The sequence below is a fragment of the Pantoea sp. LS15 genome (assembly GCF_012241585.1).
Taxonomy (GTDB): domain Bacteria; phylum Pseudomonadota; class Gammaproteobacteria; order Enterobacterales; family Enterobacteriaceae; genus Enterobacter.
Genome location: NZ_JAAVXA010000019.1, coordinates 30,837 through 46,220, shown reverse-complemented (window position 1 = coordinate 46,220; position 15,384 = coordinate 30,837). Strand labels below are relative to the sequence as shown.

The following is a 15,384-nucleotide window of genomic DNA, read 5'->3' as shown; positions in this document are numbered from 1 at the left end:
TTGCCGTGAGGGTGAATTCGCCCAGAGGCGAGTACTTCTCTCGTTATCGGCAGGAACCGGGGAAATTATAACGTTTTGTGATCATTTTTGATTAGCGTGGCTTCATTGGTCACACAGCTGTCATTAACCATTATCCCCGCGCTTAGTTATGTCATTTGTGTTGTGATAAGTTCAGAATGAAAACGTTGTTTCGAAAATTCAACGATAAGAAAGGAGACATCATGTCCTGGACCCCTGACCCCGCCCGCTATGAAAATATGCAGTACCGCTACTGTGGAAAAAGTGGCTTGCGCCTGCCAGCACTGTCGCTTGGTTTGTGGCATAGCTTTGGCCACATACACCCTCTCGAATCCCAGCGCGCGCTGCTGCGTAAAGCCTTCGATCTCGGTATTACCCATTTTGATCTTGCCAATAACTACGGCCCACCAGCGGGTAGTGCGGAAGAAAATTTTGGCCGCCTTCTGCGGGAGGATTTTGCCGGCTATCGCGACGAACTGATTATCTCCACGAAAGCGGGTTACGACATGTGGCCGGGGCCGTATGGGTCAGGCGGTTCGCGCAAATATCTGCTTGCCAGTCTCGATCAAAGTCTGAAGCGGATGGGTCTGGAGTATGTTGATATTTTCTATTCCCATCGCGTCGATGAAAACACGCCGATGGAAGAAACCGCCGCGGCACTGGCTCATGCAGTGCAAAGCGGTAAAGCGCTGTATATCGGGATTTCATCCTATTCAACGGAGCGCACTCAGAAAATGGCGGACCTGTTGCGGGAGTGGAAAATTCCGCTGCTTATTCATCAGCCATCCTACAATCTGCTCAACCGCTGGGTAGATAACACCGGCCTGCTGGATACGCTTAAGAAAAACGGGACGGGTTGCATTGCGTTTACCCCGCTGGCGCAGGGGTTGCTTACCGGCAAATACCTGAACGGGATCCCTGAAGATTCTCGCATGCAGCGCGAAGGTAAAAAGGTGCGCGGTCTGACGGAAAAAATGCTGACCGAAGCCAATCTCAACAGTCTGCGTTTGCTGAGTGAAATGGCCCATGTCCGCGGACAGACAATGGCGCAGATGGCACTAAGCTGGTTGCTCAAGGATGAACGCGTCACCTCAGTGCTGATCGGTGCAAGCCGCCCGGCACAGATCGAAGAAAACGTTCGGGCCCTGGATTACCTGCACTTCAGCAAAGATGAGCTGGAAAGGATTGATCGACATGTTGCGGACGGGGAGTTGAACCTGTGGCAGGCATCATCGGATAAATAGGCCTTTTTCGCCCCCTCAGCCCGTAGGCAGAGGGGGACAAGTATTTTACTTCTTACTGATCTTGTCCAGATACCCCATCACAAACGCTGACAACACAAACGTCAGATGGATAATGACGTACCACATCAGTTTGTTATCCGGGACATTTTTCGCGTCCATAAATACGCGTAGCAGGTGGATAGAGGAGATCGCAACAATCGACGCGGCCACTTTATTCTTCAGCGACGAGGCATCCATTTTGCCCAGCCAGTTGAGCTTCTCTTTACGCTCATCAATATCCAGCTGGGAGACAAAATTTTCATAGCCGGAGAACATCACCATCACCAGCAATCCGCCCACCAGCGTCATATCCACCAGAGACAGCAGAACCAGAATCAAATCCGCTTCAGCAATGGAAAAAATGTTCGGCAGAACATGCCAGATTTCCTGAAAGAACTTAATCGTCAGTGCGATCAGCGCCAGCGAAAGGCCAAAATAGACGGGAGCCAGTATCCAGCGAGAGGCGTACATGGCATTTTCAAAAAAGCGTTCCATAAAGTCCTGTTTGCAAAAGAAACCAGCGCCCAGTATATCGCAACGGCGCTGACTGTTTGCAATAACTCAACGGTACGTCACTCAGACGTTATCCGGGTTAACCTCCGGACGCGCATACTCCGGCCAGACAAGCGCCACCAGCTCAGGGTAGGCTTCCAGACTGAACTCACGAAAACACTGACGCAGATTTAATACGTCGAGGTCGGAATATGACACCTTCTCACCGTTCAGACAGCGCTTTTTGATATTATCATAATATTTATACACTGCTGAATTCAGGTCGCTGCAGCGACGCTGTGCCTCAAACAGTCCGGGCGTATCATTAATTTCCGACATTTTCATGCGTTTAATTGTCGCATGCAAAAAGTCGATATATTCATGGTTCACTCGCCAGTACCAAACAGGCGTTACTGAGTTCATCAATACGGAGAAATGATCTTCCCCTTCCTCTTTTGTCATCCGCTCAGGTTGCGGTGGTTCACTGATGTCTTTCGACACTTTCGTTTTATTGAATTCCTGCATCAATAAAAGAACACCAGCGGTCAGTAATAGTAATGTGATGACCGTGTAAAAGATGCTGTTCATGGGTAGGCTCCATTTTTTTTGATTTTAAAATTGCCTCATGATATTGTCAACGAATCTCACGCCTTTACCAACCCCACCCTGTTGAAATTAAAGGAAATTAAAAATGCTGCCCGACTATCTCGTCCCGGCTAAGTACCACATTGCGTCTGTGGAACAGCACCCCGCGGAAGCAGAAAAAGAGGCGAGTTTCACTCAGGGAAAAAGAAAGCTCTCCGATTTCGAGCCTGACATATTAATTGGCGTTTCCCAAACTGGGAAATCACGTAATATGTTGCTGGAAGAGCACGATCGCCATATAAAGGACCGCTTATTTCGCGCTATAAAAATTGAAGCCTTTGTCCATCTGTTGAATGACCTGCAAGCCGAAGGTGAAATAGATGCCCAGAAACTAAGTCAAATAATGGCCGAGAAAACTGAAGAAATTAATGAAGCGGGCAATGAAATTTGGCTTAATTTAATTACGCGCGAAAAAAACAACCCAATTTTTTATAACCTGGGGGAAGATTAACGTGAAAGAAATTAAAAACAACGACGTTTATTTGACTTTAGATGATAAAAAAAGTGATGAATTTATCTTAAAGCAAAATCTCGAGGCACTGCGAACCACAAAAAATACCGAGATGACGCGTATTACACAAGACCTGGTATCGATCCCGGCCACACTGGTCCGTCTGAAATGGCAGAATCGCCGCGAAATTTATCCGCTACAGGTGAAAGAAGAAATTTACGGTGCGGTGATGAACGCCATCATTGAACAGCGGCCAGAACTGAAAGAGAAGCTTCTCGGACGTCTCGAGGCCAATTATCAGTACCTGCTTGCCAGAGAAATCGCCACCCTGCGTCTGACGCGCAAGCTGTCAGACGGTGAGTACCGTACCTCAAACGTCACCTGCGTTGCGCTTGATGAGGATGCGCTGGCAACTTCCCCTACCGCACCGACAGATAACAAAAAAACATAAACCGACAGACCAAAAAAAAAGCCGGCTTTCGCCAGCTTCTTTATCACTTCGAGGCCGCTTTCTCTTCGCCGACCAGTCCTATCTTCAGATAACCCGCCTGATGCAGTGTGTCCATTACCTTCATCATGGTTTCATAATCGACGGTTTTATCCGCACGGAAGAAAACCGTGGTGTCCTTCTTGCCGCCAGTGAGCTGATCCAGCGCCGGGATGACTGAGTCGGCCGTCACCGGGTCGTTCCCGAGGAACATGGATTTATCCGCTTTTACCGAGATATAGATTGGCTTCTCCGGGCGCGGCTGCGGCTGGCTGGAAGAAGCGGGTAGATTCACCTTCACATCCACCGTCGCCAGCGGCGCAGCCACCATGAAGATAATCAGCAGAACCAGCATAACGTCGATAAACGGCGTTACGTTGATTTCATGCATTTCGCCGTTATCGTCCAGATTTTCGTTCAGACGCATCGCCATAGCATCAACCTGCGCGCAGTTTAGATGCCGCATGCACCGGCTTAACCGAGCTGGCATTCAAATCAAGATCGCGACTTTGCAGCAACAGAACCTGCGCGGCAACATCACCGAGAGTAGCTTTGTAACTGCCAATCATACGCGCGAAGATGTTGTAGATAACCACAGCCGGGATTGCGGCAACCAGACCGATCGCCGTCGCCAGCAGCGCTTCCGCGATACCCGGCGCAACCACCGCAAGGTTGGTAGTTTGAGACTGCGCGATACCGATAAAGCTGTTCATGATGCCCCAGACCGTACCGAAAAGCCCGATGAAAGGAGAGATCGCACCGATCGTCGCCAGATAACCATTGCCACGGCCCATATGTCGACCAACAGCAGCAACACGACGCTCCAGACGGAAGCCGGTACGTTCTTTAATACCTTCGTTATCTTCACTGCCAGCGGAAAGTTCCAGCTCATTCTGAGCTTCATTAACTAACAGGGTGGTCAGGCTTTTTACGTGGAAGGATGAGGTCATATCTGAAGCCTGATCCAGAGAGCGGGCTTCAGCCAGTTGCTGTTGCTCCCGCTTAAGGCGACGCTTCTGTGCAAGCAGCTCAGCACTCTTGCTGAAGAAGATAGCCCAGGTGACAACGGACGCCAGAATCAGGCCGATCATCACAATCTTAACCACGATGTCAGCATGTTGATACATGCCCCAAACGGAGAGATCCGTCTGCATCAAATTATTACCCACTCTGTATCTCCAGGACGCAAATCACAAAATCTGAACGTAATAATATCAAAACGTCGTCGAATTGATAGTAGTTCTCATTAGTATTTACATGGTGCCGTAATTTTCGCTCACTTTCCTTGCGCTTACGCAGTAAAAATTTCTTATGCGGTTTTTTGCTAATATTTTCTGCTTATTCGATAAGCATCCGGGTGCAGTTTTTTACAATCGTGGTAGTCTGGACGTCCAGACGTATAAAAACAGGGTTAGCGAACATGACAAAGAAGCATCTTGATACCACGCTGGTACAGGCTGGACGCAGCAAGAAATACACTCAGGGATCGGTCAATAGCGTGATTCAACGAGCCTCCTCACTGGTATTTGATACCATTGAGGAGAAAAAAATCGCCACGCGTAACCGCGCAAAAGGCGGACTTTTTTATGGTCGTCGTGGCACGCTAACCCATTTTTCACTCCAGGAGGCCATGTGCGAACTGGAAGGCGGCGTGGGCTGTGCGCTGTTCCCGTGTGGGGCGGCAGCCGTCGCCAATACTATTCTGGCGTTTGTGGAACAAGGCGATCATATCCTGATGACCAACACCGCCTATGAACCCAGCCAGGACTTCTGCACCAAAATCCTCAGTAAGCTCGGCGTAACAACCGGTTGGTTCGACCCGCTGATCGGTGAAGGCATCGCTGAACTTATTCAGCCAAACACGCGCATTGTGTTCCTGGAATCTCCAGGGTCTATCACCATGGAAGTCCACGACGTCCCGGCAATCGTGAAAGCGGTTCGCAGCAAAGCGCCAGAGGCGATCATCATGATCGACAACACGTGGGCGGCTGGCGTGTTGTTTAAAGCACTGGAATTCGACATTGATATCTCGATTCAGGCGGCGACCAAATACCTGATTGGCCATTCTGACGGCATGATTGGCACTGCGGTATCCAATGCACGCTGCTGGGATCAACTGCGTGAAAATGCCTACCTGATGGGGCAAATGGTGGATGCGGACACCGCCTACATGACCAGCCGCGGGATCCGTACACTGGGTGTGCGCCTGCGTCAGCATCACGAAAGCAGCCTGAAAATAGCCGAATGGCTGGCGCAACACCCGCAGGTTGAACGCGTCAACCATCCTGCGTTACCGGGCAGCAAAGGCCATGAATACTGGCAACGTGACTTTACGGGGAGTAGCGGTTTGTTCTCATTCGTTCTTAAAAAACGGCTGGATAATGACGAACTGGCAAACTATCTGGATAATTTTACCCTCTTCAGCATGGCCTACTCCTGGGGCGGCTTTGAATCCCTGATCCTGCCTAACCAACCGGAGCAGATTGCGGCTTTACGTCCCGGCGGCGAAGTGGACTTCAGCGGAACTCTGATTCGACTGCATATCGGTTTAGAAAATGCAGACGATTTAATTGCGGATTTAACAGCAGGGTTTGAACGTATCGTGTAGAGTGCTGGCTGAAAATGTACTCCCTGGACGTTTTTGTGAACATTGCCACCAGAAAAGTCCGCATTAGTTGCGCCCGGGATCAAACCCGAAGCGCAAATAAAGGAGTACAATAGCTCTATATCTGCTGTTCCACAGGAAAGTCCATGGCTGTTATTCAAGATATTATCGCAGCGCTCTGGCAACACGATTTTGCCGCGCTGGCGGACCCTCACGTCTTAGGTATCGTCTATTTCGTGATGTTCGCGACTCTGTTTCTGGAAAATGGATTACTGCCAGCGTCATTTTTACCCGGTGACAGTTTGCTTTTACTTGCCGGGGCGTTAATCGGCAAAGGTGTCATGGACTTCACGCCAACGATGGTGATCCTCACTTCCGCAGCCAGTCTGGGTTGCTGGCTGAGCTATTTGCAGGGCCGCTGGCTTGGGAACACGCGCGTCGTGAAAAGCTGGCTGGCGCAGTTACCGCATAAATATCATCAACGTGCGACCTGCATGTTTGATCGGCACGGCCTGCTGGCACTGCTGGCCGGGCGTTTTTTGGCGTTTGTTCGCACGCTTCTGCCAACAATGGCAGGCATTTCTGGTCTGTCGAACCGCCGCTTCCAGTTCTTCAACTGGCTGAGCGCCCTGTTGTGGGTTGGTGTGGTCACGACGCTCGGCTACGCGCTGAATATGATCCCGTTCGTGAAACACCACGAAGATCAGGTGATGACCTTTCTGATGGTGCTGCCGATTTTCCTGCTGGTGGCAGGGCTGGTAGGGACCATTGCGGTAGTGATTAAGAAAAAGTACTGCAGTGCATAAACAAAAGCCGGGTGGCGCTACCGCTTACCCGGCCTACGCTTCCCCTTCACGCTCCCTGCATGGTTCTGATACGTGACGCATCTTCCCCCGGCGTGACGCCGAAGTAGCGCTTAAATTCCCGACTGAACTGCGATGCACTTTCATAGCCCACCCGCATCGCCGCCGCGCTGGCCTTCATACCATCGTGGATCATCAGCATCCGCGCCTTATGCAGACGGTAGGTTTTGAGGTATTGCAGCGGTGAAGTGCTGGTGACCGACTTAAAATTATGGTGAAACGCCGAGACACTCATATTCGCTTCTGCAGCGAGTTGGTCGACGCTCAGGTTTTCCGTGTACTGACTTTCAATACGTTTTAGCACGCGGCTTATCAGGCTGAAGTGGGTCTGTCGGCTCACCAGCGCAAGTAAGGCCCCCCCACCCGGCCCCAGCAGTACATGGTAGAGGATCTCGCGGATAATCTGCTTGCCGAGAATTCGTGCATCCAGCGGCCTTTCCATCACGTCCAGCAGACGCTCAATGGCACAGAGGATCTCTTCAGATAATGTCGCGGAGTTAATCCCGCTTGATGCCATTGATGGCTGGAAAAGCTCGTCTTCACCAATCTCCATCAGCAGCTCCTGCAACTGAAGAATATCGACATTGACGCGAATACCTGCCAGCGGAACGGCCTCTGTCGCGAAAGTTTCACATTCAAAGGGTAAAGGTACTGTCAGCAGCAGGTATTCATTTGTGTCGTAACGGAAAACACGTTCATTGATATAGCCAATTTTATGGCCTGAAAAGAGAAAAACGATGCCGGGCTGATACATGACCGGCGTACGCGTCCCGGGTTGGGTACCGTAGAGCAGGCGAATGTCCGGCAGCAAATTGCTGACACCATTTTCATTATCTATCAATCTCTTAATCTGCATTGTGAGCTGATGACAGATCGCTTCACGGTTCATGTTACGTTACTCCGGGTACGGTTTCCGACGTTGATAGTGTGCGTGCTTTTCCGCACTTTCTCCAGCGCTCTGTAGAAATGGGCAAGACATCGGCAGGAATGTGCATTGAGAGGATAGCCCCGGACAGCCACAATGTGCAGCATCAGGTAGCCTTCTGCGCCACCACGATTTTTCACCCACATAAGGGAACGAGCAATGAACAACTTTAATCTCCACACCCCAACCCGCATTCTGTTTGGTAAAGGCGCTATTGCCGAGTTGCGCGCACAGATCCCTGCTGACGCCCGCGTACTGATCACCTACGGTGGCGGCAGCGTGAAAAAAACCGGCGTGCTGGATCAGGTTTACAGTGCCCTGGAAGGTCTGGACGTGCGCGAATTCGGCGGCATTGAACCAAACCCGTCTTACGAAACGCTGATGAACGCAGTGAAAATCGCCCGCGAAGAGAACATCACCTTCCTGCTGGCCGTTGGCGGTGGCTCAGTGCTGGACGGAACCAAATTCATCGCCGCGGCGGCACATTACGCTGACGGTATCGACCCATGGCATATCCTGGAAACCCGTGGCAGCGACGTGAAAAGCGCTATCCCGATGGGCTCCGTACTGACTCTGCCAGCCACGGGCTCTGAATCCAACAAAGGTGCCGTGATCTCCCGCAAAACTACGGGTGATAAGCAGGCCTTTATGAACGAACATGTTCAGCCTGTTTTCGCCATCCTCGACCCGGTTTACACCTACACTCTGCCTGCACGTCAGGTGGCTAACGGAGTGGTCGACGCCTTTGTGCATACCGTGGAGCAGTACGTGACCTACCCGGTAGATGCCAAAATTCAGGATCGCTTCGCGGAAGGCATTCTACTGACGCTGGTTGAAGAAGGTCCGAAAGCGCTGAAAGAGCCAGAAAACTACGATGTTCGCGCCAATGTGATGTGGGCGGCAACGCAGGCGCTTAATGGCCTGATCGGTGCGGGTGTACCTCAGGACTGGGCAACCCATATGCTGGGCCACGAACTGACGGCAATGCACGGTCTGGATCACGCTCAGACGCTGGCCGTTGTTCTGCCTGCGCTGTGGAACGAAAAACGTGATACCAAACGCGCCAAACTGCTGCAGTACGCTGAGCGCGTGTGGAACATTACCGAAGGTTCTGACGATGCGCGTATTGATGCCGCCATCGAAGCGACCCGCAACTTCTTCGAAGGCCTGGGCGTGCCAACGCGTCTCTCTGGCTACGGCCTGGATGGCAGTTCTATCCCTGCCCTGCTGGCAAAACTGGAAGAACACGGTATGACCCATCTGGGCGAGCATGGCGACATCACGCTGGACGTGAGCCGTCGTATCTACGAAGCGGCACGCTAAGCGTTTTTGTCCTCCCGACTTTCGTTTTTTGACATTTCGTCCAGACTTAATGCACACCCCATCGTCGGAGAAACCCTCCGACGATGCGCACCTGAAGGAGGAAAAATGGCAAACCAAACCGTAATCAGGCTGAAGGACGGCAACGTGATGCCCCAACTGGGGCTCGGCGTATGGAAAGCCGGTAACGACGAGGTCGTCTCCGCCATTCATAAAGCCCTGGAAGTCGGCTACAGGTCGATTGATACCGCCGCTGCGTACAAAAACGAAGACGGTGTGGGTAAGGCACTGGCCAGCGCTGGCTTGCCCCGCGACGACCTTTTCATTACCACTAAGCTGTGGAACGACGATCAAAAGCGCCCCCGCGAAGCCCTGCAGGAAAGCCTGGACAAGCTCCGGCTCGAATACATCGATCTCTGGCTGATGCACTGGCCGGTTCCGGCTATCGACCATTATGTTGATGCCTGGAAAGGAATGATTGAGCTGCAAAAAGAGGGGCGGGTGAAAAGTATCGGTGTCTGTAATTTCCAGGTTCACCACCTGCAGCGCCTGATCGACGAGACAGGTATCGCTCCTGTCATCAATCAGATCGAGCTGCACCCGCTGATGCAACAGCGCCAGCTTCATGCCTGGAACGCAACCCACAATATCCAGACCGAATCCTGGAGCCCGCTGGCTCAGGGTGGTGAAGGCGTATTTGATCAGAAAATTATTCGCGACCTGGCGGATAAATACGGTAAGACGCCAGCACAGATTGTGATTCGCTGGCATCTGGATAACGGCCTGGTGGTGATCCCGAAATCGGTCACCCCTTCGCGCATCGCCGAGAACTTCGACGTCTGGGATTTCCGCCTGGATAAAGATGAGTTGGGTGAGATTGCGAAACTGGATAAGGGCAAACGGCTTGGGCCAGACCCGGATCAGTTTGGCGGATAGATAAAAAACCCCGGCTTGCCGGGGTTTTTATTTTACGCTTTACGTTTGGCTGGCTTCTTCACCGTCGTCCCACCATTCGAACGCTGGTGCACGATCGGCGTGTGCTTGGTCAACGCCGGGCGCGTATTGCGATTCTGACGGCGCGCCTCGCGCATTTCATCCAGGGTTGGAGCCGGTACCAGACAGTCGCGACGCGAGCCAATCAGATGCTTTTTACCCATCTCTTCCAGCGCCTGACGGATCAGCGGCCAGTTTTTCGGATCGTGATAACGCAGCAGCGCTTTGTGCAGACGGCGCTGTTTATCCCCTTTCGGCACCACCACGTCTTCGCTCTTATAACCAATCTTACTCAGCGGGTTTTTGCCGGTGTAATACATGGTCGTCGAGTTGGCGAGCGGTGACGGGTAGAAGTTCTGCACCTGATCCAGACGGAAGCGACGCTGTTTCAGCCACAACGCCAGGTTCACCATGTCCTCATCGCGCGTACCCGGGTGGGCAGAGATGAAGTAAGGGATCAGGTACTGCTCTTTCCCTGCCTGCTTAGAGTAGGTATCGAACAACTGTTTAAAGCGATCATAGCTGCCCATGCCCGGCTTCATCATTTTCGACAGCGGGCCTTCTTCGGTGTGCTCTGGCGCAATCTTCAGATATCCGCCGACGTGGTGTGTCGCCAGCTCTTTGATATAACGCGGATCTTCCACGGCGATATCGTAACGTACCCCGGAAGCGATCAGGATCTTCTTGATGCCTTTAAGGTCGCGAGCACGGCGATAGAGATTGATTGTCGGCTCATGGTTGGTATCCATGTGCTGGCAGATATCCGGATAGACGCAGGACAGACGACGACAGGTTTGCTCTGCACGCGGCGACTTACAGCGCAGCATGTACATGTTGGCGGTTGGGCCGCCAAGATCGGAGATCACGCCAGTAAAACCCGGTACGGTATCGCGAATCGCTTCGATCTCATTGATGATCGAATCTTCAGAGCGGCTCTGGATAATGCGTCCTTCATGCTCGGTAATAGAGCAGAACGAGCACCCGCCGAAACAACCACGCATGATGTTGATCGAGAAGCGGATCATCTCATACGCCGGGATACGGGCGTTACCATACGCCGGGTGCGGCACGCGCTTATACGGCAGTGCAAAGACGCTATCCATCTCTTCAGTTGACAGCGGGATCGCTGGCGGGTTGATCCAGATATAGCGCTCGCCGTGTTTCTGCAGCAGTGCGCGGGCACAGCCCGGGTTGGTTTCATGGTGCAGAATACGGGACGCATGCGCGTAGAGCACTTTGTCAGCTTTTACCTTCTCGTAGGACGGCAGCAGCACATACGTTTTTTCCCACGGTTTCGGGCGTGGCGGCTGCACAACAATAGCCTTCGCTTCCGCTTTCTTTGGCTCAACCGGCTTGTTATCTGCGCATGGCAAATCTTCACCATACGGATGCGGGATCGGGTCGATTTTGCCCGGCATATCAATAATACGCGAATCCACCCCACTCCAGCCCGGCAGCGCCTCTTTCACCATGATCGCGGTATTACGCACATCGCGAATACTGCTCACCGGTTCCCCTTGAGACAGACGGTGTGCGACTTCCACCAGCGGACGCTCGCCGTTACCGTAAATCAGCATGTCGGCTTTGGAATCCACCAGTACCGAACGGCGAACGGTATCTGACCAATAATCGTAGTGGGCAGTGCGGCGCAGACTTGCTTCAATGCCGCCCAGGATCACCGGTACATCTTTCCAGGCTTCTTTACAGCGCTGGGTATACACCAGGGTGGCGCGGTCCGGACGTTTGCCCGCCACGTTATCCGGGGTATAGGCATCGTCATGACGCAGCTTACGGTCAGCGGTATAACGGTTGATCATCGAGTCCATGTTGCCGGCAGTCACACCGAAGAACAGGTTGGGTTTACCCAGACGCATAAAGTCGTCTTTGCTGTTCCAGTCTGGCTGAGAAATGATCCCTACGCGGAAGCCTTGTGCTTCGAGCATACGGCCACAAATGGCCATACCGAAGCTTGGATGGTCAACGTAGGCATCGCCCGTGACCAGAATGATGTCGCAGCTGTCCCAGCCCAGTTGGTCCATCTCTTCCCGGGACATCGGCAGGAACGGTGCCGGTCCAAAGCAGGCTGCCCAGTACTGGGGCCAGGAGAAGAGGTCACGATCCGGCTGGATCAGGGAAATTGCGCTCATAATGCTTCCGAAGAAAAAATAAACAAAAGGAGCGGGATTATACGCTGTTCATCCGCCAGATTTGAAGAAAAGGATGCATGAAGCAGACAGATATTCGTGGAAGTCGTTAAAATACAGCGCCCTGTTAATTTTGGATCATAATATCCACTATATCTTCCGGTGTGTTGTCCCCGGAATGTGTTCTTGCACGGAGTTCTGTTGTGAAGTCCAACAATTCGTTACATATATCTCAGCTGCGGGTTGTCCTTCACCTCTGCGGTTTTCTGGTTCTGCTGTACAGCCTTTCGATGCTGCCGCCAATGGTCATCGCCCTGCTGAATAAAGAGCGGACCTATTTTGCGTTTTTAACCACCTTTTTAACCTTTTTCAGCCTTGGTGGACTAACGTGGAGGGCAACCCGTCATGCCGGTATTCAGCTGCGTACCCGCGACGGTTTCGTAATTATTGTGCTGTTCTGGCTGCTGTTTTCATTGATCAGCGCTATGCCGTTATGGATGGATGACGGGCTCCAGCTCTCCTTTGCTGACGCGCTCTTTGAAGGGGTTTCCGGGATAACCACTACCGGGGCAACGGTGATCGGGGACGTCAGCGCCCTGCCTAAGTCATACCTTTATTACCGCGCTCAGCTAAATTTCATTGGTGGCTTAGGCGTCATCGTATTGGCCGTCGCGGTGCTGCCGCTATTGGGTATCGGTGGCATGAAGCTCTATCAGTCAGAGATGCCAGGACCGTTCAAGGAGGAGCGTCTGACTCCCCGCCTTGCCGATACCGCGCGTACGCTGTGGGTGACTTATTTCGCGCTGGGCGCGGCCTGCACCCTGGCCTACTGGCTGGCGGGAATGTCTTTTTTTGACGCCATCTGTCACGGGCTTTCGACCGTATCGTTGGGCGGATTCTCCACCCGCAGCGAGAGCATTGGTTTTTACGACAGCCACGCAATTGAACTCGTCGCCGGCGCGTTTTCGCTGCTCTCCGCGTTCAACTTTACCCTCTGGTACGTCGCGATTGTCAGACGCACTCTGAAACCGATTCGCCGCAGCCCGGAGGTCAAATTCTTTCTGGGTGCCGCCGCGGTGGTTATTGTCATTACCGCCTGGCAGGTCTGGCATGCGGGGATGTACAACGCGACGGATAGCCTGGTTCATGCTTTCTTCCTGGCCAGTTCGATGATGACCGACAACGGTCTTTCGACGGCCGATTACGCGCACTGGCCTGCCCACACCATTTTCCTGCTGTTGAGCGCCAGCTTTTTTGGTGGTTGCGTGGGATCAACCTGTGGCGGGATCAAAGCGTTGCGTTTTCTGATCATGTTCAAACAGAGTATTCAGGAAATGAATCAACTGGCGCATCCACGCGCCCTACTGAGCATTAAGGTCGGTAAAAGCGTGGTGAATGAACGCGTCCTGCGCTCGGTATGGAGCTTCTTTTTCCTCTACGTGATGATTACGGGCTTTTTTGTCTGGTCGCTCAATCTGATGGGCTACGACCTGTTTACGTCATTTGCAACGGTAGCGGCCTGTATCAATAACATGGGGCTGGGTTTTGGCGAGACGGCCTCCACCTTCGGGACATTAAAAGAAGAGGCCAAACTGTTGATGTGCGCAGCGATGATCTTAGGGCGTCTGGAAATTTATCCGGTGCTGATCCTCTTCTCGCGCTTTTTCTGGCGGGCATAAAACATTCCCGGCGAACCGGGAATGTCGGGGGTTATGGCGCAGGGTTGACCAGCATCTGCCCCACTGACCCCCTGTCCATCATCTCCAGCGTCTGGCTGTGGAACAGGAACGGGAAGTGCGGCCACGAAGGCTGACCATAGTAGACAAGCAGTTCGACCTGGCCATCCACCCAGACGGTGTCTTTCCAGCCACGGTCTTCCGGGAAAGGCATCGCGCCGTTCACGTTGCGGATCAGGAATGACACACCTTCAATATGGAACGACTGCGGCATGTCGGAGCGAACGGTCCAGCGCTCCCAGGTGCCCTGCTGCGCGGTAATGTCGATACGGTTTACGTCCCACAGCGCGCCATTGATGCCAGGATCGTCGCCCAGGCTGATATCGCGGCTACGCACAGGCGAACCGCTCATGATCTCCTGCGGCAGCAGACGCATGGGCAGGCTGTCGGTCACCAACGGCAACAGGCCGGTTGGGCGCAGGGTCAGCACCAGGGTAGAAACAAGAATGCTCGACGGCTCAAAGAACCCTCGAATACGGTCAACAATACTTGCCGCTTCACCGCAGGTTACAGACACTTCGTCCCCATTCGTCATATCAATGAGAATTTCACGACGTTCACCCGGTGACAGCGCCAGTTGTTTGACGGAAACCGGCGCAGGTAAAAAGCCCTGGTCACCGGAGATCACGTGCAACGCGCGGCCATCACTCATTTTCAGCTGATAACGGCGCGAGTTTGAGGCGTTGAGCAGACGCAGACGCACCCAGCCACGCGAGACTTCAACGTAAGGGCTTTGCGCACCATTGACCAGCAGCGTGTCGCCGACGAAGCCACCGCTACCCGGCTCGCTGTATTCCGGCGTACCGAAATTATCCAGACGTTTGTCCTGGATAATGATCGGGAAATCATCCACACCGTAGTGATTCGGGATCGGCAGGGATTTGCTGACCTCATCTTCTACCAGCCACATCCCGGCCAGACCGTTATATACCTGTTGTGCAGTGCGGTTCGGGGTATTGGCGTGATACCACAGCGTTGCCGCACTTTGACGAATTGGCAGAACCGGCGCCCAGTCGGCATTGGGTGACATCATCCTCGGCGCACCGCCAATCAGCGGGCCAGGCACCTGTAAACCGCTGATGGTCATGGCGACATTTTCGGATGTGCGGTTACTGTAGATGAGTTTAACGTCATCGCCATTCCACACGCGTATGGTCGGCCCAAGGTAACGCCCGTTAATGCCCCATACCGGCGCACGCGTCCCCTGAGTAAAGGACCAGTGGCTGCGCTGTAATGTCAGGAAAAGCGGTTGTCCGCGACGGGATTCAATTAACGGCGGGATGGGCAGCGGCTGTTGCTGCCCGGCGGCGCTGGCTGTCAGCGGTATCGCACCCGCACAAAGGGCGATCCCAGAAGCCTGAATAAACTGACGCCGACTGAGTGACATATAAGCTCCATCTGAAACGACTAACAACGCGGGAA

Annotated in this window: 15 protein-coding genes; 8 read left to right on the top strand and 7 right to left on the bottom strand. The window is 53.0% G+C overall.

What is annotated here, in order from left to right:
- Positions 1-221 precede the first annotated feature (221 nt).
- Positions 222-1,262 carry an aldo/keto reductase gene (locus tag HED65_RS20745; protein WP_114979989.1) on the top strand — a complete coding sequence of 347 codons (1,041 nt, stop codon included), beginning with the start codon at positions 222-224 and terminating at the stop codon, positions 1,260-1,262.
- Between the two features lie 45 nt (positions 1,263-1,307).
- Here the strand turns inward: HED65_RS20745 and HED65_RS20740 are convergent, their stop codons facing one another.
- The gene (locus tag HED65_RS20740) at positions 1,308-1,796 is read right to left on the bottom strand and encodes a TIGR00645 family protein (protein ID WP_114979988.1); all 489 of its coding nucleotides are present in this window, start codon (positions 1,794-1,796) and stop codon (positions 1,308-1,310) included.
- An 81-nt stretch (positions 1,797-1,877) separates the two neighbouring features.
- The gene (locus HED65_RS20735; RefSeq protein WP_114979987.1) at positions 1,878-2,381 is read right to left on the bottom strand and encodes an ESA_00282 family adhesion-associated protein; all 504 of its coding nucleotides are present in this window, start codon (positions 2,379-2,381) and stop codon (positions 1,878-1,880) included.
- 103 nt (positions 2,382-2,484) lie between these two features.
- Between HED65_RS20735 and HED65_RS20730 the strand changes: the two genes are divergently transcribed.
- Together HED65_RS20730 and HED65_RS20725 are read left to right on the top strand one after the other, a co-directional pair.
- Complete coding sequence (locus HED65_RS20730) at positions 2,485-2,889, top strand: hypothetical protein (protein WP_114979986.1); 405 nt, start codon at positions 2,485-2,487, stop codon at positions 2,887-2,889.
- Position 2,890: 1 nt separating this feature from the next.
- Positions 2,891-3,340, top strand: a complete 450-nt coding sequence (locus HED65_RS20725; protein ID WP_114979985.1) for a cytoplasmic protein — start codon at positions 2,891-2,893, stop codon at positions 3,338-3,340.
- 43 nt (positions 3,341-3,383) lie between these two features.
- Here the strand turns inward: HED65_RS20725 and exbD are convergent, their stop codons facing one another.
- Both exbD and exbB read right to left on the bottom strand, forming a co-directional pair.
- On the bottom strand, positions 3,384-3,809 hold the full coding sequence (exbD, locus tag HED65_RS20720; RefSeq protein ID WP_114979984.1) for a TonB system transport protein ExbD: 426 nt from the start codon (positions 3,807-3,809) through the stop codon (positions 3,384-3,386).
- 4 nt (positions 3,810-3,813) lie between these two features.
- On the bottom strand, positions 3,814-4,545 hold the full coding sequence (gene exbB / locus HED65_RS20715) for a tol-pal system-associated acyl-CoA thioesterase (protein ID WP_114979983.1): 732 nt from the start codon (positions 4,543-4,545) through the stop codon (positions 3,814-3,816).
- A 251-nt stretch (positions 4,546-4,796) separates the two neighbouring features.
- On the opposite strand from exbB, the gene metC reads away from it, so the two are divergent.
- Both metC and yghB read left to right on the top strand, forming a co-directional pair.
- A complete protein-coding gene (gene metC / locus HED65_RS20710) occupies positions 4,797-5,984 on the top strand; it encodes a cystathionine beta-lyase (RefSeq protein ID WP_114979982.1) in 1,188 nt (395 codons plus the stop codon).
- A 143-nt stretch (positions 5,985-6,127) separates the two neighbouring features.
- The gene (gene yghB, locus HED65_RS20705; RefSeq protein ID WP_028019647.1) at positions 6,128-6,787 is read left to right on the top strand and encodes a DedA family general envelope maintenance protein YghB; all 660 of its coding nucleotides are present in this window, start codon (positions 6,128-6,130) and stop codon (positions 6,785-6,787) included.
- Between the two features lie 46 nt (positions 6,788-6,833).
- On the opposite strand, the gene HED65_RS20700 is transcribed toward yghB, so the two are convergent.
- The gene (locus HED65_RS20700; RefSeq protein WP_049005046.1) at positions 6,834-7,733 is read right to left on the bottom strand and encodes an AraC family transcriptional regulator; all 900 of its coding nucleotides are present in this window, start codon (positions 7,731-7,733) and stop codon (positions 6,834-6,836) included.
- Positions 7,734-7,928: 195 nt separating this feature from the next.
- Here HED65_RS20700 and yqhD point away from each other — a divergent pair, with 195 nt between their 5' ends.
- On the top strand, positions 7,929-9,092 hold the full coding sequence (yqhD, locus tag HED65_RS20695) for an alcohol dehydrogenase (RefSeq protein WP_028019645.1): 1,164 nt from the start codon (positions 7,929-7,931) through the stop codon (positions 9,090-9,092).
- Positions 9,093-9,197: 105 nt separating this feature from the next.
- Complete coding sequence (gene dkgA, locus HED65_RS20690; protein ID WP_114979981.1) at positions 9,198-10,025, top strand: 2,5-didehydrogluconate reductase DkgA; 828 nt, start codon at positions 9,198-9,200, stop codon at positions 10,023-10,025.
- A 32-nt stretch (positions 10,026-10,057) separates the two neighbouring features.
- Here dkgA and HED65_RS20685 read toward each other — a convergent pair whose 3' ends face one another.
- Positions 10,058-12,229, bottom strand: coding sequence for a YgiQ family radical SAM protein (locus HED65_RS20685; RefSeq protein ID WP_114979980.1), 2,172 nt, complete (start codon positions 12,227-12,229; stop codon positions 10,058-10,060).
- Positions 12,230-12,429: 200 nt separating this feature from the next.
- Between HED65_RS20685 and HED65_RS20680 the strand changes: the two genes are divergently transcribed.
- Positions 12,430-13,905 (top strand): TrkH family potassium uptake protein, encoded by a 1,476-nt coding sequence (locus HED65_RS20680; RefSeq protein WP_114979979.1) that lies wholly within the window; start codon positions 12,430-12,432, stop codon positions 13,903-13,905.
- 31 nt (positions 13,906-13,936) lie between these two features.
- Here HED65_RS20680 and ftsP read toward each other — a convergent pair whose 3' ends face one another.
- Positions 13,937-15,349: a cell division protein FtsP gene (ftsP, locus tag HED65_RS20675; RefSeq protein WP_114979978.1), complete on the bottom strand. Its 1,413-nt coding sequence runs from the start codon at positions 15,347-15,349 to the stop codon at positions 13,937-13,939.
- Positions 15,350-15,384 lie beyond the last annotated feature (35 nt).

Bases quoted from the DNA above. Each gene is read 5' to 3' on its own strand.
- HED65_RS20745 (WP_114979989.1), top strand. From the start codon at position 222: ATGTCCTGGACCCCTGACCCCGCCCGCTATGAAAATATGCAGTACCGC.
- HED65_RS20740 (WP_114979988.1), bottom strand. From the start codon at position 1,796: ATGGAACGCTTTTTTGAAAATGCCATGTACGCCTCTCGCTGGATACTG.
- HED65_RS20735 (WP_114979987.1), bottom strand. From the start codon at position 2,381: ATGAACAGCATCTTTTACACGGTCATCACATTACTATTACTGACCGCT.
- HED65_RS20730 (WP_114979986.1), top strand. From the start codon at position 2,485: ATGCTGCCCGACTATCTCGTCCCGGCTAAGTACCACATTGCGTCTGTG.
- exbD (WP_114979984.1), bottom strand. From the start codon at position 3,809: ATGGCGATGCGTCTGAACGAAAATCTGGACGATAACGGCGAAATGCAT.
- metC (WP_114979982.1), top strand. From the start codon at position 4,797: ATGACAAAGAAGCATCTTGATACCACGCTGGTACAGGCTGGACGCAGC.
- yghB (WP_028019647.1), top strand. From the start codon at position 6,128: ATGGCTGTTATTCAAGATATTATCGCAGCGCTCTGGCAACACGATTTT.
- HED65_RS20700 (WP_049005046.1), bottom strand. From the start codon at position 7,733: ATGAACCGTGAAGCGATCTGTCATCAGCTCACAATGCAGATTAAGAGA.
- yqhD (WP_028019645.1), top strand. From the start codon at position 7,929: ATGAACAACTTTAATCTCCACACCCCAACCCGCATTCTGTTTGGTAAA.
- dkgA (WP_114979981.1), top strand. From the start codon at position 9,198: ATGGCAAACCAAACCGTAATCAGGCTGAAGGACGGCAACGTGATGCCC.
- HED65_RS20685 (WP_114979980.1), bottom strand. From the start codon at position 12,229: ATGAGCGCAATTTCCCTGATCCAGCCGGATCGTGACCTCTTCTCCTGG.
- ftsP (WP_114979978.1), bottom strand. From the start codon at position 15,349: ATGTCACTCAGTCGGCGTCAGTTTATTCAGGCTTCTGGGATCGCCCTT.